15 protein-coding genes are annotated in these 24827 nt (G+C 67.5%); 3 read left to right on the top strand and 12 right to left on the bottom strand.

Annotated elements, in window-relative coordinates; translation table 11 throughout:
- Together MRBLMU1_RS28375 and MRBLMU1_RS28370 are read right to left on the bottom strand one after the other, a co-directional pair.
- Positions 1-3153 (bottom strand): multidrug efflux RND transporter permease subunit, encoded by a 3153-nt coding sequence (locus tag MRBLMU1_RS28375; RefSeq protein WP_363509081.1) that lies wholly within the window; start codon positions 3151-3153, stop codon positions 1-3.
- Positions 3154-3167: 14 nt separating this feature from the next.
- Positions 3168-4328: an efflux RND transporter periplasmic adaptor subunit gene (locus MRBLMU1_RS28370; RefSeq protein ID WP_414646124.1), complete on the bottom strand. Its 1161-nt coding sequence runs from the start codon at positions 4326-4328 to the stop codon at positions 3168-3170.
- A 200-nt stretch (positions 4329-4528) separates the two neighbouring features.
- Between MRBLMU1_RS28370 and MRBLMU1_RS28365 the strand changes: the two genes are divergently transcribed.
- The gene (locus tag MRBLMU1_RS28365; protein WP_363509078.1) at positions 4529-5275 is read left to right on the top strand and encodes a response regulator; all 747 of its coding nucleotides are present in this window, start codon (positions 4529-4531) and stop codon (positions 5273-5275) included.
- On the top strand, positions 5275-6375 hold the full coding sequence (locus MRBLMU1_RS28360; protein WP_414646130.1) for an ATP-binding protein: 1101 nt from the start codon (positions 5275-5277) through the stop codon (positions 6373-6375). Before MRBLMU1_RS28365 ends, MRBLMU1_RS28360 begins: the two co-directional genes overlap by 1 nt.
- Positions 6376-6475: 100 nt before the next feature.
- On the opposite strand, the gene MRBLMU1_RS28355 is transcribed toward MRBLMU1_RS28360, so the two are convergent.
- From MRBLMU1_RS28355 to MRBLMU1_RS28310, 10 genes are all read right to left on the bottom strand, one after another.
- Positions 6476-7768: a peptide MFS transporter gene (locus MRBLMU1_RS28355; RefSeq protein ID WP_363509072.1), complete on the bottom strand. Its 1293-nt coding sequence runs from the start codon at positions 7766-7768 to the stop codon at positions 6476-6478.
- Positions 7769-7807: 39 nt separating this feature from the next.
- Positions 7808-8941 (bottom strand): NAD(P)/FAD-dependent oxidoreductase, encoded by a 1134-nt coding sequence (locus MRBLMU1_RS28350; RefSeq protein WP_363509069.1) that lies wholly within the window; start codon positions 8939-8941, stop codon positions 7808-7810.
- 214 nt (positions 8942-9155) lie between these two features.
- Positions 9156-9854: a helix-turn-helix domain-containing protein gene (locus MRBLMU1_RS28345; RefSeq protein WP_363509066.1), complete on the bottom strand. Its 699-nt coding sequence runs from the start codon at positions 9852-9854 to the stop codon at positions 9156-9158.
- A gap of 77 nt (positions 9855-9931) precedes the next feature.
- Entirely contained in the window at positions 9932-11419 is a 1488-nt protein-coding gene (locus MRBLMU1_RS28340) for a M81 family metallopeptidase (RefSeq protein ID WP_363509063.1), read from the bottom strand.
- Between the two features lie 28 nt (positions 11420-11447).
- Entirely contained in the window at positions 11448-13430 is a 1983-nt protein-coding gene (locus MRBLMU1_RS28335) for a serine hydrolase (protein ID WP_363509060.1), read from the bottom strand.
- A gap of 20 nt (positions 13431-13450) precedes the next feature.
- On the bottom strand, positions 13451-15346 hold the full coding sequence (locus MRBLMU1_RS28330) for a serine hydrolase domain-containing protein (RefSeq protein ID WP_363509057.1): 1896 nt from the start codon (positions 15344-15346) through the stop codon (positions 13451-13453).
- A complete protein-coding gene (locus MRBLMU1_RS28325; protein ID WP_363509054.1) occupies positions 15346-17604 on the bottom strand; it encodes a TonB-dependent receptor in 2259 nt (752 codons plus the stop codon). The genes MRBLMU1_RS28330 and MRBLMU1_RS28325 overlap by 1 nt, the downstream gene beginning before the upstream one ends.
- A gap of 157 nt (positions 17605-17761) precedes the next feature.
- Positions 17762-19174 (bottom strand): glycoside hydrolase family 43 protein, encoded by a 1413-nt coding sequence (locus MRBLMU1_RS28320; protein ID WP_363509051.1) that lies wholly within the window; start codon positions 19172-19174, stop codon positions 17762-17764.
- Between the two features lies 1 nt (position 19175).
- Complete coding sequence (locus tag MRBLMU1_RS28315) at positions 19176-22166, bottom strand: TonB-dependent receptor plug domain-containing protein (RefSeq protein WP_363509048.1); 2991 nt, start codon at positions 22164-22166, stop codon at positions 19176-19178.
- Between the two features lie 325 nt (positions 22167-22491).
- Positions 22492-23421, bottom strand: coding sequence for an alpha/beta hydrolase (locus tag MRBLMU1_RS28310; RefSeq protein WP_363509045.1), 930 nt, complete (start codon positions 23419-23421; stop codon positions 22492-22494).
- Positions 23422-23591: 170 nt separating this feature from the next.
- Between MRBLMU1_RS28310 and MRBLMU1_RS28305 the strand changes: the two genes are divergently transcribed.
- A complete protein-coding gene (locus MRBLMU1_RS28305) occupies positions 23592-24617 on the top strand; it encodes a glycoside hydrolase family 43 protein (protein ID WP_363509042.1) in 1026 nt (341 codons plus the stop codon).
- Positions 24618-24827 lie beyond the last annotated feature (210 nt).

Raw genomic sequence — 24827 nt, 5'->3', positions numbered from 1 at the left:
TCAATCCTTGTGTGTGGTAACAGCCTGGACGGCCGGCAGCGCGCGGCGGCCGGCGAACCGGCTCCGCAGCCCCTCCGCCGCCCCCAGCACGACGACGAAGAACACCGGCACCAGGAACACCGCCAGCACCGTGGCGCTGATCATGCCGCCGAACACGCCGGTGCCGATCGCGTGCTGGGTCTCGGCGCTGGCGCCGGTGGCCAGCATCAGCGGCACCACGCCGAGGCCGAACGCCAGCGACGTCATCAAGATCGGCCGCAGCCGCAGGCGCGCCGCCTCGATGGCCGACTCGGCCAGTCCCCTGCCCTGCGCGTGCAACTGCTTCGCGAACTCGACGATCAGAATCGCGTTCTTGGCCGACAGGCCGATGATGGTGATCATGCCCACCTTGAAGAACACGTCATTGTTCATGTCGCGCAGCAGCACGGCGGCCACCGCGCCGATCAGGCCCAGCGGCACGACCAGCATCACCGACAGCGGAACGGCCCAACTTTCATACAGCGCGGCCAGCACCAGGAACACCACCAGCATCGACAACGCCATCAGCATCGGCGCCTGCGCGGCCGAGCCGCGCTCCTGCAGCGACTGGCCGCTCCATTCGACCGCGAAGCCCGGCGGCAGCTGCGCCGCCAGCCGTTCCATTTCCGCCATCGCGGCGCCGGACGAGGCGCCCGGGGCTGCCGCGCCGGTGATGCGCACCGACGGATAGCCCTGGTAGCGCAGCAATTGCTGCGGCGCCGTGGTCCACACCGGCGTGACCACTTCCGACAGCGCGACCATGCCGCCGCCGGCGTTGCGCACGTACAGCTTCAGCACGTCGTCGACGTTCATGCGGGCCGCCGCGTCGGCCTGGATGATCACCTGCTGCACCCGGCCGTTGTTGACGAAGTCGTTCACATAGGTCGAGCCCATGGCGCCGGTCAGCGTATCGCTGATGGTGCTGAAGGACACCCCCAACGCCTCCGCCTTCTGGCGGTCGATGTCGAGCCGCACGCTGGTGCCCGAAGGCAGGCCGTCGGGATAGACGCCGGTCACCAGCTTGCTCTGCGCGGCCAGCTCCAGCAGCCGGTTCTGCGCCGCGATCAGCGCCGCGTGGCCCTGGTTGGCGCGGTCCTGCAGCCGCAGCGCGAAGCCTGACGAATTGCCCAGCTCGTCGATCGCCGGCGGCATCACGCTGTAGGCGCTGCCTTCCCTGATACCGCTCATCGCCTCCAGCGCCTTGGCCACCTCCTCGGCGGCGCTGGCGCCGTCGCGCCGGTCCCAGTCCTTGAGCATGGTGAAGGCCAAGGCCGAGTTGGGCCCCGATCCGGAGAAGCTGAAGCCCAGGATGGACTGGTTGTTTTCGATGCCGGGACGCTTGGCCAGGTGTTGCTCGAAGTGTTTGACCACGTCCAAGGTGCGCCCGGTGGTGGCGTCCGACGGCAGCTGGATCGAGGTGATGAAGTAACCCTGGTCCTCCTCCGGCATGAACGACGACGGCAGTCTGTGGAGCCCGAACGCCAGGGCGCCGACGATCGCCGCGAACAACAGCATGGCGCGTCCGCTGCGGCGGATCAGCTTGACCACCCAGGCTTCGTAGCCGGCCGTCATGCGTTCGAAACCGTGGTTGAACCAGCCGAAGAAGCGGCCCTTGGCGGCGTGCTCGCCCGGCGCGATCGGCTTGAGCAGGGTCGCGCACAAGGCCGGCGTCAAGGTCAGCGCCAGCAGCGCCGAGAACAGGATCGCCACCACCATCGACAGCGTGAACTGGCGGTAGATGATGCCGACCGAGCCGCTGGCGAGCGCCATCGGGATGAACACCGCCGTCAGCACCAGGGTAATGCCGACCACGGCGCCGGTGATTTCCTTCATCGCCTTCGAGGTCGCCTCTTTCGGCGCCAGGCCCTCGGTCGCCATCAGGCGCTCGACGTTCTCGACCACCACGATGGCGTCGTCGACGATGATGCCGATCGCCAGCACCAGGCCGAACATGGTCAGCACATTGACCGAGTAGCCTGCCATCAGCATGACGGCGAAGGTGCCGAGCAAGGCGATCGGCGCGACGATGGCCGGGATCAGCGTGTAGCGCACCTTCTGCAGGAACAGGTACATCACCAGGAACACCAGCGCCATGGCCTCGATCAGCGTGTAGATCACCTTTTCGATGGAGATCTTGACGAACGGCGCGGTGTCGAACGGCACCGAATAATTCATGCCCGACGGCAGGGTCGGCGCCAGCTCGGCCATGCGCGCGCGCACCGCGTCGGCGGTCCGGACGGCGTTGGCGCCGGGCGACAGGATCACGGCCGCGCCGGTGGCGACCATGCCGTTCTCGCGCGTGGCGTTGCCGTAACCCTGCGCGCCCAGCTCGATGCGGGCGACGTCGGCCAGCGTGACCTTGGAGCCGTCGGCCCGGGCGCGCAGCACGATGGCGGCGAACTGTTGCGGATCGAGCAGTTGGCCGTCGACGGTCAGCGGCACCGTCACGCGCTGGCCGCCGGCGGTGGGCTCGGCGCCCACGCGGCCCGGCGCGATCTGCACGTTTTGCGCGGCGACGGCGGCGTTCAGGTCGCCCATCGACAGCCCATACGACACCAGCTTGGCCGGATCGACCCAGATGCGCATGGCGCGCTCGGCGCCGAACAGCTGGATCTTGCCGACGCCGTCGATGCGGCGCAGCTCCTCGACGATGTTGCGCGCCATGTAGTCGCCCAGGTCGACATCGTCGAACTTGCCATCCTTGGAGTTGAGGCCGACGATCATCAGGAAGCCGGACGAGGCCGATTCCACCGTCAGGCCGTTCTGGCGCACCGTCTGCGGCAGGCGCGCCTCGACCGTCTTGATACGGTTCTGCACATCCACCTGGGCCAGCTCGGGGTCGGTGCCGGGTTTGAAGGTGATGGTGATCGACGCCGAGCCGGAAGTATCGGTCGACGATTCGAAATACAGCAGATTCTTGACGCTGGAGAGCTCGCGCTCGATCACGCCGACCACGGTGTCGTTCATGGTCTGCGGCGAGGCGCCCGGATAGGCGGCGCTGATGGTCACGCTGGGCGGCGCCACCGACGGGAAGCGCGCGATCGGCAATTGCGGAATCGCGATCAGGCCGAGCAGGATGATAAACAGCGCGACCACCCAGGCGAACACCGGGCGGTTGATGAAAAACTGGGGCATGGCGTTATCCTAGATTAGCGGGGAGCTGCGGCGACCGTGTCGGACGCGGCCCTCCATGGGCGGGCGACGACCTTGACGCCCTCTTGCAGGCGCTCCTGTCCTTCGATGACGACGCTGTCGCCGCCGGCCACGCCGGCGCGCAGCACGTACTGGCGCTCGACCAATTGGCCGACCTCGACCCGGCGCAGGCGCGCGCGCTGCCTGGCGTCGACCACCCACACCTGCGGCTTGCCGGCGCTGTCGCGCAACACGGCCTGCTGCGGCGCCAGCAGTTGCGGCGCGGGGCCGCCGCGCGGCAGGCGGGCGCGCACGTACATGCCCGGCAGCAGCAGGCGCTCCCGGTTGTCGACCTCGACGCGCACGACGGTGTCGCCGGTGGCGGCATCGACATTAATGCCCGAGAACAGGATCCGGCCCTTGACCGCGAGCGGCTTGCCGTTGGCGCCGACGATGGCGACGTCGGCCTGGCGCTTGCCGACGGCCACCGCGCGCATCGCCTCGAGCATCGAGGCCGGCTGGCGCACATCGACGTAGACCTGGTCGATCTGCTGCACCAGCGCCATCGGATTGGCGTCGCCGACACCTGCCAGCGCGCCCTCGGTCACCAGCGCCTGGCCGATGCGACCGGCGATCGGCGCGCGCACGCTCGCGTGGGCGACGTCGAGCGCGCGGCGCTCCAGCGTCGACCTGGCCAGGGCCACGTCGGCGTCGGCCTGTTGCGCGGCGGAGACGGCGTCGTCGTAGAGCTGGCGGCTGACGGCATCGGCCGCCACCAGCGGCTTGAGGCGCTCGGCCTGCTGGCCGGCACGCGCGGCGACCGCCTCGGCGCGCTTGAGCGCGGCGGCGGCGGCGTTGCGGTCGGCCTTGAAGGCGGCCGGGTCGATCTCGAACAGCGGCTGCCCGGCCTTGACCTCGGCGCCCTGCTCGAACAGCCGGCGCAGCACGATGCCGCCGACCTGCGGACGGATCTCGGCGGTGCGCAGCGCGGCCACGCGGCCTGGCAATTCCTCGTCGAGCGTGAGCGTCACCGGCGCCAGCTTCAGCGTGGTGATCTGCGGCGCGGCGGGCGCCGGCGCTTCCTGCGCGTTGCGCGCGCCGCACGCCGCCAGCGCGCAAGCGGCCATCAGCACCAGCGCGGCGGGCGCAATCGACCGCCCAAGGCGTTCCCTATTCATCGTCATCATCCTGGCTACTTCCTGAACAAACATTGGTTAATCGGCAGCCGGCCAGTCTAGCGATGGGACATGAGGATTGCATGAAGCAAATGTGGAGATTCGATGGAGGCGTAAAATAGTCGCTCCACGGGCGGAAACGCTCGCAAGCCGGGCGCGAATACGGTAGATTGCCCGTTTTCCCACACTCTTCATTACGGCGCATGTCCCTCCCCGACCAACCCGCTCCCGCCCCTGCCCGCCTTCCCGACGGCCTGGTACTGATCATCGAGGATGAACCGGAGATCGTCGATATCGTCCGCGCCTACCTCGCGCGCGACGGCCTGCGCACCGCGTCCGCCGGCGACGGCCGCGAGGGCTTGCGCCAGCACCTGGCGCTCAAGCCCGACCTGGTGCTGCTCGACGTGCAGATGCCCGAGCCTGACGGCTGGCAGGTGCTGGCGGAACTGCGCCGGCGCGGCGACACCCCGGTCATCATGCTCACCGCGCACGACCAGGACCTCGACAAATTGCTGGCCTTGCGCGTGGGCGCCGACGACTACGTGGTCAAGCCCTTCAACCCGGCCGAGGTGGTGGCGCGGGTGCGCGCCGTGCTGCGGCGTTCGCGCGCGGGCGGAACCGGGGGCGCGGGCAACGCCGGCATGCTGCGCTGCGGCCCGCTGGAGATCGACCTCGACACGCACCAGGCGCGGGCCGTGACGGACGGCGGCAGCACCCTGCTGCCGCTGACCCTGACCGAGTTCCGCCTGGCCGTGTACCTGGCGCGCAACCCGCAGCGCGTGGTCAGCCGCGCCGAGCTGCTGGCAGGCTGCCTGCCCGAAGGCGACGCGCTGGAGCGCACCGTCGACAGCCACATCAGCAAACTGCGCCGCAAGCTGGAGGACGCGGGCGTCGCCGGCATGCCGTTCTCCCTGCGCGGCGTCGGCTACCGCATGGTGGAGCCGACATGATGCGCGAACCAGGCCTCAGCCGACAGATCCTATGGTCGATGGGTGCCGTGGGCGTCGGCATGGCGGTGGCGGTGATGGCCAGCCTGTACATTTTTTACACGCTGTGGATCCTGTTCTATCCCGAATCGGGATTGGCGCCGCCGGAGAACCTGATCCCCACCTGGCCCGAGTGGATCTTCATGGGCCTGTTGGTGCTGGCCGCCATGGCGGTGGCGATGGTGGCGGCGAAGCGGCTGTCGCAGCGCTTGCTGACGCCGCTCAACTCGGTGGCCGACAGCGTGCGCCGCGTGGCGCGCGGCGAACTGCACGCGCGCGCCGTCGCCGGCGACCGCTCGCTGGGCGAAACGGCCGCGCTGGTCGACGACTTCAATTCGATGGCCGAGCGGCTGGAGCGCACCGCGCACGAGCTGGTCACGTGGAACGCCGCCATTGCCCACGAACTGCGCACGCCCGTCACGATCCTGCGCGGGCGCCTGCAAGGGCTGGCCGAAGGCGTGTTCACGCCCGACGAGGCGCAGTTCCGCAGCCTGCTGGGACAGGTGGAAGGCCTGTCGCGGCTGATCGACGACCTGCGCACGCTGAGCCTGGCCGACGGCGGCCACCTGACCATGCGTCTGGCGGCGGCGCCGATCGCCGACGAGATCGGCGAGCTCGCCGAGTTGATGGAGCCGGCCCTGCGCGAGGCCGGCATGCATATCGAATTGCGGCTAGAGGACGTCCAGGTGGTGTGCGACATCACCCGCGTGCGCCAGGCGCTGCTGGCGTTGCTGGACAACGCGCGCCGCTACGCGACACCGGGGCGCGTGCTGGTCGAGGCGCGCGTCGCCGAGGGGCAGTTGCACATCACGGTCGCGGACGACGGCCCCGGCCTGAAAGAGGAACTGGTCGCGCACGTGTTCGAAGCCTTCCAGCGCGGCGACGACTCCCGCGCGCGCGCCAGCGGCGGCAGCGGCCTGGGTCTGGCGGTGGTCAGGGCCATCGCGCAAGCGCACGGCGGCCGCGCCTCCTATCGCCGCGCCGACAACGGCGGCGCCATGTTCAGCATCACCTTCCCGTGTAACGTCACGCCGAGTGAATCTAAAACACGTAGGGCGGATTAGCGAAGCGTAATCGGCCATGCACGCTCCGTCGGCGGCTCAACCATGGCCGATTACGGCGTTCCGCCTGATCTACCCTACGTGTCTCGATGAAATCTCAATTTCACGCGGATTTAACGGTCGGGGCGGCTGGAGACGCAACGGCACTCGACCGATGCGCCCGGTGGATCGCATACAGCGCCAAACCCGCTGCGGTACAGATACCGGCCATTAGCATAAAGAAACCCTGCGGCGTGACCCGCTCCCACAGGGCGCCGGCGAACCCCGACAGCAGGTTGCCGGTGAACGAACAAAAGAACCACGCGGCGATGGTGGTGGCGGCGAAGCGCTTGGGCGCCAGACTGGCGAACAGCCCCAGCCCGACGGGAAGGATGTACAACTCCGCCAGCGTGAAAATGCCGAAGAACGCCACCAGCCACAGCCAGCTGATGGCGTAGCCGCCGACGCCGCTGACGACGATCAATGCCGCCAGCATGGCATAGGCGGCGCCGACGCCGATGGCGCCCTTGCTCATGCGCTCAAGCGCCGGCGTCGCCCGTCCCCTGGCCGCGCGGCCGTTCCAGACCCTCACCAATATCGGGCTGATCAGAAAGACGAACATCGGATTGAGCGACTGGAACCAGGTGACGGGAATCGTCAGTCCGAACGCCTGACGCGCCACCGCCGCATCGGCCCAGACGGCGAAAGTGTTGCCGGTCTGCTCGTAGGCGACGCGGAACAGCATGACGGCGAGCGCAACGGCCACCAGCATGCGGAGGTTGCCGCCTTCGTCGCCGGCCGCCACCGGTTCGAGCCGCGCGCCCACCCGGGAGACCTCGGCCGGCAAATGCTTGCCGCCCAAAATGTAGACCGCCAGGCCGAGGCACATGCCGATGCCGGCCGCGCCGAAACCGTAATGCCAGCCGTACACTTCGCCGAGCGTGCCGCAAATCAGCGGCGCGAGGAAGGCACCAAGGTTGATGCCGACATAATAGACATTGAACGCGGCGCCGGCGCGCGGATCGCCCTTGGGGTACAGCAGCGGCACCTGGCTGGGCAGATTCGGCAAAAACAGTCCGTTGCCGATCGCGATGACGACCATGGCCGGGAAAAACAAGGCTTCGAACGCCATCATGAAGTGGCCGACGGCCATCAGCGCGCCGCCGGCGACGACGGCCGTTCTGCGGCCCAGCCAGCGGTCGGCGATCAGGCCGCCGAAGATCGGTGTCAGGTAGACGCCGGCCGCGTATGCGCCGAACACGACCGAGGAGAACGCCTGCGTGTAGTGCAGTTCCTTGGTCATGTAGTAGATCTGCAGCGCGCGCATGCCGAAGAACGAGAACTTCTCCCACATCTCGGTCAGGAACAGTATCGTCAGACCCTTGGGCTGGCCGAACCAGGTGTCGTTGTCACGCATGATCGTCCTCCGTGGGCGAGATGGGCATGGCGGCGCGCGTCAGCATGGGAAGCGCGCCGGGCTGATACGGGCCGGATCGAAGCCGGGCAAGGCCGGCAAGGCGCCGGCGCCCTCGCCCAACAACACCGATGCATAATAGCGGCCCGCGCCGGGCGCCGACTGGATGCCGTAGCCACCCTGGCCCGCCGCCCAGAAAAAGTCGGGGACCTTGGGGTCGTATCCGCCCACCAGTTCGCCGTCGGCGACGAAGCTGCGCAGGCCGGCCCACACGTGCGCCGGGCGGCGGATGCGCAAGGTGGTCATGCGTTCGATGTTGTCGATGGCGATGGCGATGTCGAGTTCCTCGGCCTGCACGTCGTGCGGCGCGACGGGATCGGCGTTGCAGGGCGAACCCAGCAGCATACCAGCGTCCGGCTTGATGTAGAACGATTCCTGTACATCGAGAAACAGCGGCCAGTGCGACGAGGCGATGCCCTCGGGCGGGGCGAACAGGAAGGCGGAACGGCGTTTGGGCACCAGGCCGACCGGGTCGGCGCCGGCCATCCGGGCGACCGCGTCGGCCCAGGCGCCGGCGGCGTTGACGACCACCGGCGCCTGGTAGACGCGGCCGGCGGTGGTGACGGTCCACTGGCCGTCGCTGCGGCGCAGCCCCGTGACGGCGGCGTCGTAGACGGTGCGTCCGCCCTGCTGGCGCGTGCCGCGCAGGAAGCCCTGCAACAGCGCGTCGACGTCGATGTCCGAGGCGTCCTGCTCGAGCACGCCGCCAATGACGTGGTCTGGACGCAGCACCGGCAGAAACTCCAGCGCCTCCCGCGCGTCGAGTCGCCGCGCCACCGACGAGGTGGCGCGCACCGAAGCCTCGTGGGCGTCGAGCTCGGCCTCCTGGCCGGGGCCGGCAAACACGAAAGCGCCCCTTGGCGACAGCAGCGGATGCTCGCAGAAGCCGGCCGGGGGATTCTTGAAGAAGTCGATGCCGGCGCGGCTGAACGCCCTCACCTGGTCGGGCCCGTAGCTTTCCATGAACAGCGCCGCCGAGCGTCCCGTGCTGTGATAACCGGGCTGCGTTTCGGCCTCGAGCACGATCACGCGCGCCTGGCGCGACAACCAGTAGGCGACCGAGGCGCCGCCGATGCCGGCGCCGATGACGATGAAGTCCGCCGTTTCCTGACTCATACGACTCCTTAAGTTTTCAAAATAAGAAAATTATTCTATATACGAAAGATAGGCGAGTACGGGTAAGCGCGCAAGCGTTTTTTGGAATTTCGCGCGCCGGGTCCGCAGCGGCCACGCGGACAGGCGCGATCGGCCATCCGGCGAACGCGGGGCGGGTGGATTTTCTGGAATTGGAAAGGTTGAACGGGCGCGCGTCCGGCCCGTTCCGGAGGCGCTACTTCTTCGCTTTTTTGACCACCGGCGCCGGCGCCTGGGCCGGCGGCGCTTCCATCAGCGCGGTGTACATGGCTTCCTGGTTCGGCTCGTCCGAGGTGCAGACCGACAGCACGCGGCAGCAGCCTTCGCCGACGGCGATGTAGGCATGCGCCATGCCGCTGTCGAAATAGATCGAGTCGCCCGTCTCCAGCCGCGCCGGCGCGTACAGGTCGGTGTACAGATCGACCGTGCCCTCGAGGACCATGGCGAACTCTTCGCCGGGATGGCTGATCATCTCGCCGAACTCGGCCAGCGAGCGGGTATGGATCTCGGCGATGATGGGCACGGCGCGCTTGTTGAGCAGATCCGCCGCCGGGTACAGGTGCGAATAATTCGGCGTGTTGATGGCGTAGCCGGTGCCGCGCCGGTTGATGCTGCGCCGCCCGCTGGCGGCCGGCGCCGCCGGTTTGCCGACCGCCGCCGCGCCGCTGAACAGCTGCGAGATATCGACCTCCAGCGCGTTGCAAATGCGCAGCAACTTGTCATAGCTGAGCGACATCTTGTTGTTTTCGATCTTGGAGATCGTCGACATCGGCATGCCGCTGCGGGCGCCCGCCTCGATCAAGGTCATGCCGCGCTCCTTGCGGATGCGCCTGAGCGATTCGCCCAGATCGCCGTCCCGTTCCGTGCCGTGCGTGCTCGCGCGTTTAGTGGCCATGCGTATTCCCTGTAAGAGCGCTTATTATAGACGCCCTTGCCCGGATTGAAAACTCGGCGCGCCACTTTTCCAGGATGCTAAATTCCTGCCGCGCCATGCGGGTTCGCCACCCTCGGCCAGTGGTCGGGCGGGAACAGCCGATACGGGATGGCGGGGAAGTCGAAATCCATCGCCGCGGGCGTGCTGACGTAGTAGACCTTGCGCGCCAGCGGCGCGAAATCGGCGTAAAAGTGCTGCGTCGATTTCACCACGACGAGGGCTTTGTCGGCCAGCCCGATGCCGATGCCGGTGAAGGCATCGGTGCCGTAAGTCTGGGTGCGGATCGACGACAGCAACAGGTGCAGGCCGTTGGCCGCCTCGACCCAGACGCAGTCGCCCAGCCGCTCGCGCGCGCCCAGCGCGCCCTGGCTGTGGTTGGCGACGACGGCGCGCACGGTCACGCGCAGGTCGACCGGCTGGCCGGACGCCGGTCCGCATTTGCCGCCGACGCGCAAGTCGAGCTGCGCGCCGACGCCCGCGCTTCTGCAAATGTGCACCGCGCCCAGGTCCCAGATCGCGCCGAGGGCGACGTTGGCGATGCCGCGTTCTACCAGCCGGCGCAGGATGAAGGTACTGTCGCCGGCCGCGCCGCCCCCGGGATTGTCCGAGATGTCGGCCAGCACCGCCGGACCGGAGCCCGCCGCGCCGCCGAGCCTATCTTCCAGCGCATGGTCGAGCGCGTCATCGATACCGACCACCTCCGGCCCGCTGCGCTCGCGTAGCGACCAGAACTCGCGGCCGAGCCGCTCGGCCACCGCGCGCGCCAGTGCCGGATCGTTGTCGGTGACCACCCACAGCTTGGCGCCCGCCTCCGGCACGTCGCCCCACGGAAAACTGTGGCCGAGCGAGACCGACAGCACGCCGGGCTCGCGTTCGGCCTCGCCCATGCGCGCGACGAAACCGCGCATCGGCTCGCGCGTGGTGTGCCACAGGCCCATCATCTTGCAGTCGAACACGGCGGTGACCGGCCGCACGCGCCCCGCCACCGTGTCCGACAGCAGCCGGTACAACTCGCGCCCGCGCTCCTCGGTGTCGGTGTGCGGATATTCCTTGAACGCGATGACGACGTCGGCCGCCGCGTGCAGCTGCCGCGTGAAGTGGCAATGCAGGTCGAGCTCGACGCCGACGGCCACCTCCGGACCGACGATGTCGCGGATGCGCGCCACCAGGTCGCCTTCGCAGTTGTCGTAGCCCTCGGCGACCATCGCGCCGTGCAGCAGCAACTGCACCGCGTCGACCGGCAGCGCCGCGCGCAGGTCGGCCAGGATCTCGTCGCGCAGCGCCTCGTACACGTGGCGCACCGTGCGCCCGCCCGGCTGGGCCAGCGTGCACAGGCTTTCGACGACCTCGCCGCCGTCGACCTCGACCAGCCCGCGCAGGAAACGCAGGAACGAGCCCGTCCCCTCGGGGTCGCGGCGGCTGGCGTCGCCGTGGAAGATACCGATCCCCTCGAAGTCGCCCAGCCCGGTCGGCGCGGCGGCAAAGGTGTTGGTCTCGGTGGCGAAATGGGCGATAAAGAATTTCATGCGCTGCTCCGGTGCCTGTCGGCGGGTTTTAATAGTTAAGGTTCCACGTCATTAACTGGCCAACCACGCCGATCCAGACCACGCCCAACAAGGCCAGCGCCACCAGCGCCGCCCAGACGAGCGTCAGCCGGGTGGCGCCGGCGCGCGGCATGCGCCAGGCCACCCAGACGCCGACACCGGCCGCGGCCACGGCGAGCAGGCCGCTCACCTCCAGCAGGCCGACCACCCAGTCGATCGCCGTGCGGTAGACGCCGACGTCGGTACTGAGCAAGGGCATGATCAGCAGGAACCACGCGCCCAGGTACAGCAAGGCCACGGCGACGGCGCCGCGTTGCAGCGCGCGCAGCCTTCGCACCTCGGGCGTGGCGCCGCTGGTGGCGCGGTCGGCGCGACGCAGCATGGCGCCCAGCGGCCATGCCAGCAGCGCGCACAACAGCGTCGCCACGGAAAACACCAGCACTCCCAGATTGAGCGCCGCCGAACGCGTCGCCGGCCCCTCCTGCAGCACCGACACCGGATTCTCGCTGTCGATGACGGTTTTGACGCCATCCACTTCCGTGAGCATCAGCGTCTGCTGGCCGCCGACCTTGCGCCAGCGCTGCGGGCCGATTTCGCGGTAGGTGGCGATGCCGCCGGTCGCCTCGGGCGCCGTGATGGTGCCGTCGGGATGGGCCGTGATGGCGCTCTGTTGCAGCAGATAGAGCAGGCTCAGGAAGCCGTGTTCGACCCGGCGCGAACTCTGGTAGCTGCCGGCGATGCGCTGCGCGTCGGCCACCGCCGATCCCAGCGCGGGCGGCATGGCGGCCGGCGTGGCGGGGAAATAGCGGTCCATGAAGCCGTCGAACAGTTCCTTGCGTGCGCCGTACACGGCGTCGTCCTTGCCACGGCTGTTGAAGGTGAAGAAGATGCCCACGCCCTCGCCCGGCAGCAGGTTCATCTCGGTATGGTAGACGATGGTGTCGCCGCCATGGCCGATGACGTCGCGGCCGTTCTGCGTGCCCCGGAAAAAGCCGTGCGCCATTACGCCGAAACCGGGTGCGGCCGTTTCGCTGGGGCTATGCATGCGCGCCGTGGTGGCCGCGTCGAGGATGCGGGCGCCGTCCACCGCGCCCTGGCCCAGGTGGGCCAGCATGAAGCGCGACATGTCGGCGGCGGTGGTGGTCAGCGAGCCGGCCGGCGCCGTGATCACCAGCTCGAATTCGGACGGCGGCTCGCCGCTGGTGCGGTAACCCTTCGACAGCCGGCCCGGGAAACCCTTGGGCAGCGGCTGGACGAAGGTCGAATGCAGCATGCCCAGCGGACGGAAGATGTGGCGCTCGACATAGGTCTCGAACGGCTCGCCCGAGACGCGCTGGACGATGTAGCCGGCCAGCGCGACGCCGTAGTTCGAATACGCCGGCACCGAGCCCGGCGCGAACAGCATCGGGCGCGGATGTTCCTTCAAATAGCGCTCGGTCGTCTGCGCCTGCGCCGGATCGAAACCGAGCAGATCCTTGATGCCCTCCTCGAAGCCGGCGCGGTGGCTCATCAGGTGGCGCATCGTCACCGGTTTGCCGAAGCGCTCGTCGATCTTGAAGTCCAGGTAGTCGTTGACGCTGCGGTCGAGGTCGATCTTGCCCTGCGCCACCAGCTGCATCACGGCCGTCCAGGTAAACAGCTTGGACGTCGAGCCGGGCCGGACCAGCGAGGTGGCCGGGTCCATCGGCACGGCGGCGGCGACGTCGGCCAGGCCGTAACCCTTCTGCAGCAGCACCTTGCCGTCCTTGACGACGCTGATCACCATGCCGGCGATCTCGCCGCTCTTGAGCGCGTACGGCACCCTGCCGTCGAGCCAGGCGGACAGGTCGGTCGCGTCGAGCGTCCGGCCGGCGGCGGCGCCCGTTCCGCCAACACCCGGCGCCGACGCTTGTGGCGCCGGCGGCACTTGCGGATCGACGGGTGGCTTCTGCGCGGCCGCGCCGAGCGACAGGCAAAGCATGACGGCGGCGGGGAAAATGCTGCGTAGTTTCATCGAAAGGTCCTTCGCGCGGATCAGTAGTTTGGATTAAAGCTCAACAAGTGGTGATACCAGCCGATCGCCACCAGCACGGCGAACGACAGCACCCACAGGACGGCCAGCGCCTTCGCCGCCTTGCCGCCTCCGGTGAAGGTGGCGCGGGCGTGCCACAGCGCCGCCAGCAGGCCGCCGACGAAGGCCAGGAAGGTGCAGGTCTGCGCCAAGCTCAGCAGCACGCTGGGGTCGAGTTCCTCGGTCATGGCGATGGTGGCGGTCCACAAGGCGATGCTGACCAGCACCAGGCAGCTGGCCACCCGCACCCAGGTCGCCGGACGCGCGGGCGGCGCCACGCCATGGCGGCGGCGCAGCAGCGCGGCGACCGGCCACACCAGCACGGTCACTACCGCCACGCCGAGCGCGCCCAACAGCAGCACCAGCGCGCCGGTGCCGGCCATGAACGGCACTGGCTCGAACACGAAGGCGAACGCGTAAGGTTCCAGCCCCCAGCGCACGACCTTGCCGTCCTTGACGATGGCCTGCAGGCGCCGCTTGCCGTGCTCCTCCTGCCACAGAAAAGGGCGCACCTCGCGGAACACGCCACGGCTGCCGCCGATCTGGATCGCGACGCGGCCGTTATCGATAGCTTCCACCCGCAGCGGACTGAGCAGCTGCAACATCGACAGGAAGGTCGAGTCCTCGCGCCGCGTGGTGCGGTAGGCGCCGGCCAGCATGGCGGCGTGCGCCTCGGCCGTGGCCAGGTCAACGCCGGGACCGGCCGGCGGACGCGTGTCGGGCAGGTAGCGGTCGGCAAACTCCCGGTATAAGTGTTCGCGCAGCCACTTGCCCTGATCGTGGCGGCCGGGCGAGTTGACCGAGATATACAGGCCGACGCCGTCGTCCGGCAGCAGGATCAGGTCCGAATGAAACATATTGGTGTCGCCGCCGTGGCCGACCGCGCGGTGGCCGTTCATGTCCTGCTGGTAGAAGCCCAGGCCGATGCCGTTGAGGTCAGGCATGGCGCGCGTGATGTTGGTCTGCATCAGCCCGACCGTCTCGGGCCGCAGGATGCGCTTGCCGTCGAGCTCGCCCTTGCCCAGGTAGGCCAGCATGAAGCGCGCCATGTCGGCGCCGGTGGCCGCCAGACTGCCGGCCGGCGGCATGTTGACCACCTCGTAGCCTTTCGGCGCATCGTCGGCGCTCGGATAACCGCGCGACATCATGTCTTGCAGCGCGGCCGGCAGCGGCTGGCGGAACGTCGAATGGCGCATCGCCAGCGGCATGAAGACGTGCTGTTCGATGTAGTCGTCGAACGGCTTGCCTGAAACGCGCTGGACGATGTAGCCGGCCAGCGACGTGGCCCAGTTCGAATAGCCGGCGGTGGTGCCGGGCTCGTACAGGTAAGGCGGAATGTAGTCCTTGAGCACCTTGCCGGTGTCCGGCGTGGGCGCGTCGTAGACGATCAGCGCGCGGCCAGCTTCCTCCAGGCCGGTGGTGTGGGTCATCACGTGGCGCAAGGTCAGCGCCTTGCCGTTGCGTGACGGCACCTTGAAGTCGAGGTAGCGGTTGAGGTCGACGTCCAGGTCGAGCTTGCCCTGCTCCACCAACTGCATCACCGCCGTCCACGTGAACAGCTTGGAGATCGAGCCGGGCCGGAACAGGGTGGCGGCCGGGTCGACCGCGACCGATTTGTCGCGGTCGGCGTAGCCGTAGCCTTTTTGCAGCAGCGGCTTGCCGTCCTTGACCAGCACCACCACCGCGCCGGGCACGCCGGCGACGCGCAGGGCGGTCGGCATCATGCCGTCGAGCCAGGTTTCGGCGTCGGCCGCCGTCAGCGCCGGCGCCGTGGCCGGCGGCGTTTGCGCCGGCACGTACGAGCAGCAGGCGCCCAAGGTCAGCGCGGCCAGCCATTTCACCACCAAAGGGCGCGCCATCAGAAGGCCCTCGACAGGTTCATGCCGAAGGTGCGCGGCTGCACCGGGAAGGCGCGTAGCGGCCCGCCGAACGACGTCAGCGCGGTGTCGGCGCCGCTCAGCGCGCGCTTGTCGGCCAGGTTGCGGACATAGGCGCCAAGCTCCCATCCGCCGAGGTCGATGCCCATCTGCAGGTCGACCAGGGTGTAGCCGGCCATGCGGAAATTCGGGATCGACGTGGTGGGTGTGTCGAAGCCGGCGTTGCGCGATCCGACCTGGCGCAAGGTCACGCCGACGTAAGCCGGCTTGCCGGCCGGCGCGAAGTTGTAGCGCCCGCCCAGCATCGTCGACAGCCGGGCCGAGTTCGGCAACCGCTCACCCGAGGCGCCCAGCGCCGGTGCATCCTCCTTGAGCTTGGCGTCGGTGTAGGCCAGGCTGCCGTCGACGCTGAACCGCTCGTTCAGCTGGTAGCGCAGCGCCAGTTCCAGCCCGCGCGATTCGGCCTTGCCGGCGTTGCCGGTGAGCGTGGTGGCGCCGACGGCGATCGGCTGCTGCAGCTTGTTCCAGCGGATGTCGAACAGCGCCAACTCGACCGACAGGCGCTTGTCGAGCAGATCGGCCTTGTAGCCGAGCTCGTAGCTCCACAAGGTGTCGGCGGCGAACGACAGCGGAGCGCCCGGCACCACGTTGCCGTTCTGGTCGATGGCGGGCGGATTCGGGCCGCCGGGACGGTAGCCGCTGGCGGCGCGCGCGTACACGCTGCTGACCTTGTCGAGCGAATAGCGCGCGGTCGCCAGATAGGTCTTGGAGCTGTCCTTGCCGGGCGACTCGAAGTCCTTCACGCCGTTGGTGACGGTACCGTAGACCTGGCGGTTGCGGGCGGCGCGCGCGCCGACCGTGACCGACCAGGCCGGCGTCGGATTCCACGTCAGGTCGCCGTAGACTGCGTTTTCGATGAAGTTGGACGGCTGGCCGGACGTGACCAGGGTCGACTCGGAGTTGTCCTCCATTTGCGCCCACAGCCGTTGCTCGCGGCTGCCTTTTTCCTTGTTGTGGTAGTAGCCGAGCAGCCATTCCAGCGGTCCGCGCGCCGACGTCAGCCGCACTTCGGCGGTGCGCTTGCGCAGTTCGATGGCGTTGTCGAGCGCGCCGAAGTTCAGGCCCTCGCCGCCGAGGATCTCGGTGGCGTCGAGCGCGGTGGCGCCCTTGAAGCGCTGGCTCGATCCGATCACGTTCAGCCTGGCCCAGCCGAGGTCGTACTCGATGTCGCCGGACAGCAGGCCGGTCTTGATGGTGTAGGGTTCGGGCCGGTAGAGCCGGTGCGTCAGGTCGCCATACAGCGGCTGGCCGGTGACGACGTCGTACTGGACGAGGTTGGTGCCGTTGCGTTCGATGTTTTGCTGGGTGGCGGTCAGGCGCACCCGCAGCGCGCGGCTCGGATCGAATTGCAGCGAGGCGCGCGCGCCGCGCGTGGTGCCGTCGTTGACATGCTCTCCCGTGACGCGTCCCGTCGCCCGGACGTAGCCGCCGTCGCGCTGGTTGAAAGCGGCCACGCGCAACGCCGCCACGCCCTCGCTGAGCGGAATGTTAAGCACGGCGTTTTCGGTGTGGCCAAGTCCGCCGCCCTTGCTCTCGCGCAGCGCCAGGCCGGCCTTGCCGGAAAAGCCCGTGGCGTCCGGCTCGTTGGTGACGTACTTGAGCAGCCCGCCCATGGCGCCGGCGCCGTACAAGGTGCCCTGCGGGCCGCGCAGCAATTCGACATGGTGCAGGTCCAGCAGCGACAGATCCAGCGCCGACACCGCCTCGCCGACGAAGCTGGTGCTTGAACCGAAGGCCACCTCGTCGACATAGATGCCGACCGTCGGCGCGCCCATGCTGCCGACCGACACGCCACGGATGTTGACCTGCCCGCGCCCGGGGCCGCCGTCACTGGCGACGTACACGCCCGGCAGCGAGCCGACGTAATCGGTCAGCGAGGCCGCGCCGGAACGCTCCAGCGTCTCGGCGCCCAGCGTTTCGACCCGCAGCGGCACGTCGCGCACCGGCTCGCGGCGGCGCGTCGCGCTCACGGTGACGACCTCCATCCCGGCGCCGGCGGCGGCCGGCCCCGCCTCCGCGGCCACATCGGCCTGGGCCGACGCTTGCGCGCAGCCTAGCGAAAAGACCGAGGCCATGGCCATGGAGAGCGCGCGGCGGCGCGGCGGACCGCCTGCCAGGGCATTCCTTTGCGCAACGTCGTGTGGGGAGGACTTCGACAACTTCGATACGCTTGGGTACATGATGCACTCCTGGAGATGGGACCGAGGTCAATCCGTTTTCCAAATATTACATTATTTTCCATAATTTGAACAAATGGAAAATATGAATATTTTTTTCTATTGTGGAAAATTGACACGCGACCCGCTTCCAGGCGCCCAGCCCCCCCGGGCTGCCCGGCTAGCCGGGGAAGAACCTCCAGTAGTCGAAGTTGAACAGCGGCGCCCGGTACTTGCCCTTGAAGACGAAGAACAAGTCATGCACGCCGGTGGCGCCGCCAACCGGCGTCTCGACGGTACGCCAGCTCTGCCAGCCGCCCGTGTTCGGCACCGTCAAGGTGCCCAGCAACGGGCCTTGCAGGTTGCCGAGGCGGATCTCGATCTGCCCGCCCCTGCCGCCGCTGGCCACGCTGGCGGCGAAGCGCGCCGGCCCCGCCGCGCCGAAATCGACGCCGGCCACCTTGATGTAGGTGCGGTCGACGATGTCGGCCACGTGCATGCCGCCGCCCGGCCCCTTGGCGGTGCGCACGCCCGGCGCCCAGTCGAACGGGCGGTCCACGTCCTGCTTGATGCGCGAGGTCCAGGCGATCGTCTCCGCCTCGACGCGGCGGTACGGGTCGAGTCGCCCGAGCTGCTCGACGCCGTCCTTGTCCCACCATGGCAGCGCCGGGATGGTGCCGTCGGCGTTGTAGCTGAATTTAACGACCGTGACCGAGCGCCGCTCGCGGTGCACCGGCGACTGCGCGAAGTTCAGCTCGTAGTTAAAGCCGAAGACATAGGAATTGCCCTTGTAATCGATGATGCCGGGATGGTTGCCGGTGGACGCCGCGTTCGCCCGCATGACCGGCCCCTTGTATTGCCACGGCCCGGTGGGCGACGTGGCCATCGCGTAGCCGATGCCCTCCGGGCAGCAGGTGGACGCGTAGGCCATGTAGTAATGCTTGCCACGCTTGTAGAACCATGGACCCTCCTGATAGTCGGCCGGCTTGCTGTCGCTTTTGACGATGGGGCCGGAGTACGACACCATGTCGTCGTTGAGCTTGACGTACCACAGATGCGGATTGCCCCAGTACAGATAGGCCTGGCCGTCGTCGTCGATGGCGACCGTCGGATCGATGTAGCCCTCGGCCACATCGATCAACGGCTTGCCCAGCGCGTCCTTGAAAGGACCGGCCGGGTTGTCCGCCACCGCCACGCCGATGACGTTCTTGGGCCAGCCGGCCACGCTGACCGGCGCATACAGGTAGAACTTGCCGTTGCGCGCGATCACTTGCGGCGCCCAGGCGTCGTTGCTCTGCACCGCCCACGGGAACGTGGCCAGCGAGGCGACCGTGCCGTGGTCGGTCCAGTTGACCATGTCGGTGGACGAGTACAACAGCCAGTCGAGCATCTTGAAGTCGCTGGCATCGTCCTCGTCGTGGCTGGTGTACAGGTACACCACGCCGTCGTGCACCAGCGGCGCCGGGTCGGCCGTAAACCTGGTCTGGATGATGGGGTTGGCGGCAGTGGCGGGCGGCGTCGCCATGGCCAGCGCCATGAGCAACGCCGCCCGCCGCGCTTGCCGGATCGCGCGCGTAGGGAAAGCTCGATCCATCTTAGAACGCCATCCGCACGCCGGCGCGGTAGGTGCGGCCCACCACGTCATAGATGGCCGGGTTGATGCCGTAGCTCAGGTTGGTCTGCGGCAGCAATACGGGCGCACGGTCGGCCAGGTTGTCGATCTTGCCGTAAACGGTGATTTGCGGCGAGTACTTGTAGGTCGCGCCGAAATCGACGTAGACCGCACCCGGGATGTGGTTGTCGTAGATGGTCGGGTGCGCCGCCGTCGGCAGCGGGCAGTTGCTGCGGCATTCGATATACTCGTTGTTGTACACGCCGGCGCTGATCCAGCGCTGCGACAACGTCAGGCCGATCTTGCCGTAGTCCCACGACTGCTGCAGCAGCGCCTTCCACTTCGGCGTGCTGCCGAACATGTTGCCGGCGCCCTCGCTCGGGATCGTGCCAGGCAGGCCGGGGTCCGAGACCGAGTGGATCATGCGGCTGGCGAGCCCGCGCAAGGTGACCGTGCCGGGCACGCCGTAGTCGTTCAGGTTGGCGCGGTAGGCGGCTTCGAAGTCGATGCCGCGCGTGTGCAGCGAGGCGAAGTTGAACGCTTGCGCCAACACGAAGTTGGTGCCGGCAGGACCGTTGATCGACACGGCCGAGCACACCTGCTGGAAGCCGGCGTAGCACAGGTCGACCTCCTGTTGCGGGCCCAGCGAGCTGATCACGTTCTTGACCTTGATGTCGTAGTAGTCGATCGACAGGTTGAAGTTGCGCGCCCAGCTCGGCTGGCTGAGGACCACCCCGAACGAGTTGTTGCGGGCGCTCTCCGGTTTCAGGTCCGGGTTGCCGACGTTGCGTTGCTGCACCTGGATCGACTGGCCCTGGTTGTTGTTGACCGCCTGGTTGGTGACCGTGGTGGCGGCGAACAACTCGCTCAGGTTGGGCGCGCGCACGTCGGCCGAACTGACCGCGCGCAGGCGCAGGCCGTCGATCGGCGTCTGCCAGGTGGCGCCGAGCTTCCAGGCGCGCGCCTTGCCGGCCGTGCTGTACTTCTCCTCGCGGTCGGCCAGGTTCAGGTTGGCCTCGCCCCAGGTGGCCGATTTCAGGAACGGGATGTTGAACTCGACATACGCTTCCTTGACGTTGAACGAGCCCTTGCCATTGTGGTAGTTGCCCGCGAACCAGTTGTCGCCGGTGGCCGACAAGGTCGGGTCCTGCGGATAGCTGGCGTCGTACGGCGATTCGTAGGCCACGCCGGCGCCGTACGGGTCGCCATAGACCGAGTATTTCTCGCGCCGCCATTCGGCGCCAAACGCCATCGAGATCGGCCCGGCCCAGCCCTCGGCCACCGTACCGTTGATGTTAGCGCTAACTACATTTTGACTCGAATCGGTGTGTTGCCTTGGCCCGTTGGACGGCGCGATGTAGTTCCAGGTCGCGGCGTCGATCGGGTTGTTGCCGAAGATGTTGATCGGCAGGCAGCCGGCCGCGCGCGCCGCCGCGCTGCGGCAGACGATCTGCCCGGTGGCGGCGTCGCGCACGCCGTCGATGGCGAAGTTGTAGCGCGGGTTGAGCGTGATGTCGTGGACGCGCAGCACGGTGGTGTTCTCGCCATGCTCGGCGTAGGCGTCGTACGACCAGTCCTTGCCGAACAGGCCGAACTTGCCGTTGGCGCCGACCACCACGCGGCGCTGGGTGCGCGTCGGATGGACGTTGATCAACTCCGGAAACTGCGCGTTGGCGGTGCCGACCGGCATGGTGCCGCCCGGATAGCCCGAGGCGCAACCGGCCGCCACCGAGGCCGGCAGGAAGGCGTTGTCGCACTTGATGGCCAGGTTGCCCTGTTTGGCCGCGCCCGGGCTCGGCGAGAACACCGACGTCACCTCGGCCCAGTTGCCGGTGACGTAGATTTCGTTGTCCGCGTCCAGGTCCCACGACACGCGGGTGTAGGCCACCTTGCGCTTGAAGTTCATCGCCAGGTTGGTGCCGGCGCCGACACTGCCCGACAGGTCGCCGCCGACGCAGAAGTTGCCGACGCAGTTAGTGCCGTACTGGAAAGGATAAGGCGTGCCGTTGGCCGCGAACGCCGTGCCGCGCAACGCGCCGCCGGTGATCAGGCCGTATTTGGCGTATTGCACGTGCTGGGCGTGCAGGATGCTGGTGTAGCGCGGCAGGCCGGCGGCCTGCATGTCCTTGGTCGACTCCTGCAGCGCCGGATTCTTGTACCAGTCGCGCCCGTTCGGACCGACCTCGCCGAAGCCGGGCGAATCGATGCCGCCCTGCTTGGTGAACTCGCCGCTGACGGTCACGTGCAGGCGGTCGCCGGCGAAGGCCTTGCCCCAGGCCGCCTGCACGGTGCCGTTCTTGTCGTCGCCGTAAGTGGTCATGCCGCCGCCGACATGGGCCTTGAAGCCGCTGAATTTCTTGTCGGTGATGAAGTTGACCACGCCGCCGATGGCGTCCGAACCGTAGGACGCCGAGGCGCCGCCGGTGACCACGTCGACACGCTTGACCAGCAGTTGCGGGAACTGGCTGACGTCGGTCACGCCGGTGACGTTGGCGCCGACCACGCGCTGGCCGTCGAGCAGGGTCAAGGTGCGGTTGGTGCCGAGGCCGCGCAGCGACAGCGACGACAAGCCCTGCAGGCCGCTCGAGGTGCTGAAGGTATTGACCGTGCGGCCGGTGCTGCCCTGCAGCGCCGGCAATTCGGTCAGCGTTTCGAAGATGTTCGGCTTGGCCGCCTTGTCGAGGTCGGCGCTGGTCAGGCTGGTCGTCGGGGTCGGCTGGTTGAAACCGCGCGCGGCGATGCGTGAACCGGACACGACCACGGTGTTTTCCGGCGTGGCCGCCGCCGGCTCGGGTGCGGCGGGGGGGGCGCCTGCGGCGGCGTCGGCAGGCTTGACCTCGCCAGGGACGGTGGTAGCGCTAACAGGAGGTTGCGGTTCATTCGGCGTCTGCTGGGCCTGGCCGGGCATCGCAAACATCGCGCAGGCGCCGGCGACGGCGAGGTTCATCAAACTGCGTTGACATGGTGATTTCATTTGGTCTCCATCTATTTTTTTTAGTGTGTCGTGGTGCGGGCGGTCGTCTTGGCCGCCCTGCTTTCATACTGCTGGGGTCGTTGCTGGTCACCTCCGTGGCACGTTGATGTTTAGTAAAACACCGGAATTAACTTACTAACAAATTGAATGTAGCCATCTGATTATCGAATAACCAATAACTTTTTATTCGACTTCGATATCAAAATCGATATCACCACTTATGGTTGCCATAGAACGTTATCGATAAAATGATAAGCGCTAACATAGCGCCGCAGGTGGTTCGCGACCTCGCCGACTGTGGTCAGGCGGCCACGCCGGGGAGTTTTCAACGCGGCTTCAGGTAGCCGTGCATGCCGAGCCAACGCGTGAACCCGTCGAACCATCCGGTGCTGGTGGTGGTCTTCTGATACATGCCGAATCCGTGGCCGCCCTGCTCGTACAGGTGGAACTCCACGGGACGCTTGGCGCCGCGCCAACTGTCGATCAGGCCGAAGCCGCCGTTGGCGAAGAACGGGTCGTCGGCGGCCAGCGCGACGAACAGCGGCGGCGCGCCGGCCGGCACCGTCACCGTCGACAGCGGCCCGTAGATATTGCCGATGAAGGCCGGCTTCGCGTCCTGCCCGTGCAGCGTGGTCGCCATGGTCAGCATCGCGCCGGCGGAGAAGCCGAGCATGCCGACGCGGTCCGGGTCCACATGCCATCCCTTGGCGCGCGCGCGCACCAGCGCGAACGCGGCGCGGGCATCGGCGATCTGCGGCGCGTAGGCGGCGGCCGGATCTTGCGGGGCCGGCGGCCGCTTGGCCGTGGCCGAGAACATCTCCGCCATCGAGCGCTCGAAGCCGGCCATGTCCGCCGGCGTCTGGTTCAGGCGGTACTTCAGCACGAACGCCGCCACGCCCTTGTCGGCCAGCGCCCTGGCCACCGCCCAGCCCTCGTTTTCCATCGACAGCGTACGGAAACCGCCGCCGGGGGCGACGATGACGGCGGCGCCGGTCGCCTTCGCCGCCGGCGGCAGGACCGGCGTCAACGTGGCGACCGTGACGTTGCGGGCGAACACGCTGCCGTATTGACGGTGCCAGCTTTCCGGCGCCGTCGCGCCCGGAAGGCCGCCCGTGTCCAGCGTGATCGCGTCGGGCTGGGCCGGCGTCGGGATGGGCGTCATACCGTCCTCGCCAGCGAGCGCGTTGGCGGCCAGCGAGCAGGCCAGTATCGTCGTCAACGCGAATCGGGTTTTCAGTTGTTTTACCAAGATCATTTGTCGTCTCCATATGGGTCCCGGACAGTGCGATCCGCCATCCGGGAAATATTATTGGACATCCTATGCCACCACAAGTTACCATAAATACACGCCAATGTTAGCGCATATCATTTGATGTTAGGGAATGATTGCGGCAGTTGTGCGAAAACAAAATAGTGGAGACAACGATGCAAGACAAAGGTAAAGTGCGCCCGCGAAAAAATCGGGGTTGGATGGCGCTGTGCGCCCTGTCCATGGCGTTGGCGGCGTCAGCGCAAGCCGCGCCCGGCGCCGCCGGCTCGAATCCCATTATCCGCGACAAATTCACCGCCGATCCCGCCCCCCTGGTGGTCGGCGATACGTTGTATTTGTACGTCGGGCATGACGAGGCGCAGCGCGACGAAATGTTCAACATGCGCGAGTGGCTGGTCTACTCGACCAAGGACATGCGTACCTGGACCAGCCACGCACCCATCATGAACGTGAAGGATTTCAAATGGGCCAAGGCCGATGCCTGGGCTTCGCAAGCCATCGAGAAGAACGGCAAGTTCTACTTTTACGCCGCCGTCGAGCATGACGCCACCAATCCGGGCAAGGCGATCGCGGTGGCGGTATCGGACAAACCGACCGGCCCGTTCGTGGACGCGCGCGGCTCCGCCCTGGTCACCAACAAGATGACGCCCAAGGGCACGCATAGCTGGGAGGATATCGATCCCACCGTGCTCACCGACGACGACGGCACCACATGGCTGGCGTGGGGCAACCGCCAGTGCTACATCGCCAAGCTGAAACCCAACATGGTGGAGCTCGACGGCCCGATCCAGGAGATCACGCCGCCGCACTTCGAGGAAGGCCCGTGGCTGCACAAGCGCGGCGACCTGTATTACCTGACCTACGCCTCGCTCGACCGCGCCACGCAGCGCGACGAGCATGTGTCGTATTCGACCGCGCCTTCGATCACCGGCCCGTGGACCTATCGCGGCCTGCTGACCGGTTCCGGCAAGTATAGCTTCACGATCCATCCGGGCATCGTCCAGTTCAAGGACAACTGGTATCTGTTCCTGCACAACGCCACCTTGGCGATCGGCGACATGAACGGCGCGATCGGACGCCGCGCGGTCACCGTCGAACACCTTCAGTACAACGCAGACGGCACCATGAAGCCGGTGGTGCAGACCGACGCCGGGGTCAGCGTCGCGCCGCCGGCGCGTTGAGCGGCACGGGCCATGGTTAGGCGATACTAAAATATTTATTGCCATAAAGAACTTTTAGTGTAGAATTTGCGGATACTTGGAATATTTTCCGACAGTCAAACGTTACCGAATCTCCGTATCGTTCGATCGCCACACCCCTCTACCCGGCCCGCCCCCCGCCGCTCTCTCACTAGTTGCATACACGCTTAGCTGCGCCCGCGCCAGCCATGG

Origin of the sequence: Burkholderia sp. LMU1-1-1.1 (assembly GCF_040675865.1) — a bacterium.
Taxonomy (GTDB): Bacteria; Pseudomonadota; Gammaproteobacteria; order Burkholderiales; family Burkholderiaceae_D; genus Rugamonas.
Note: the sequence above shows the minus strand (reverse complement) of the source record. Positions and strands in the feature narration are given on the sequence as shown.

Coding starts and splice junctions, on each gene's coding strand:
- MRBLMU1_RS28320 (WP_363509051.1), bottom strand. CDS start 19,174: ATGGATCGAGCTTTCCCTACGCGCGCGATCCGGCAAGCGCGGCGGGCG.
- MRBLMU1_RS28340 (WP_363509063.1), bottom strand. CDS start 11,419: ATGAAATTCTTTATCGCCCATTTCGCCACCGAGACCAACACCTTTGCC.
- MRBLMU1_RS28345 (WP_363509066.1), bottom strand. CDS start 9,854: ATGGCCACTAAACGCGCGAGCACGCACGGCACGGAACGGGACGGCGAT.
- MRBLMU1_RS28310 (WP_363509045.1), bottom strand. CDS start 23,421: ATGATCTTGGTAAAACAACTGAAAACCCGATTCGCGTTGACGACGATA.
- MRBLMU1_RS28360 (WP_414646130.1), top strand. CDS start 5,275: ATGCGCGAACCAGGCCTCAGCCGACAGATCCTATGGTCGATGGGTGCC.
- MRBLMU1_RS28330 (WP_363509057.1), bottom strand. CDS start 15,346: ATGGCGCGCCCTTTGGTGGTGAAATGGCTGGCCGCGCTGACCTTGGGC.
- MRBLMU1_RS28365 (WP_363509078.1), top strand. CDS start 4,529: ATGTCCCTCCCCGACCAACCCGCTCCCGCCCCTGCCCGCCTTCCCGAC.
- MRBLMU1_RS28355 (WP_363509072.1), bottom strand. CDS start 7,768: ATGCGTGACAACGACACCTGGTTCGGCCAGCCCAAGGGTCTGACGATA.
- MRBLMU1_RS28370 (WP_414646124.1), bottom strand. CDS start 4,328: ATGAATAGGGAACGCCTTGGGCGGTCGATTGCGCCCGCCGCGCTGGTG.
- MRBLMU1_RS28305 (WP_363509042.1), top strand. CDS start 23,592: ATGCAAGACAAAGGTAAAGTGCGCCCGCGAAAAAATCGGGGTTGGATG.
- MRBLMU1_RS28335 (WP_363509060.1), bottom strand. CDS start 13,430: ATGAAACTACGCAGCATTTTCCCCGCCGCCGTCATGCTTTGCCTGTCG.
- MRBLMU1_RS28375 (WP_363509081.1), bottom strand. CDS start 3,153: ATGCCCCAGTTTTTCATCAACCGCCCGGTGTTCGCCTGGGTGGTCGCG.
- MRBLMU1_RS28350 (WP_363509069.1), bottom strand. CDS start 8,941: ATGAGTCAGGAAACGGCGGACTTCATCGTCATCGGCGCCGGCATCGGC.
- MRBLMU1_RS28325 (WP_363509054.1), bottom strand. CDS start 17,604: ATGTACCCAAGCGTATCGAAGTTGTCGAAGTCCTCCCCACACGACGTT.
- MRBLMU1_RS28315 (WP_363509048.1), bottom strand. CDS start 22,166: ATGAAATCACCATGTCAACGCAGTTTGATGAACCTCGCCGTCGCCGGC.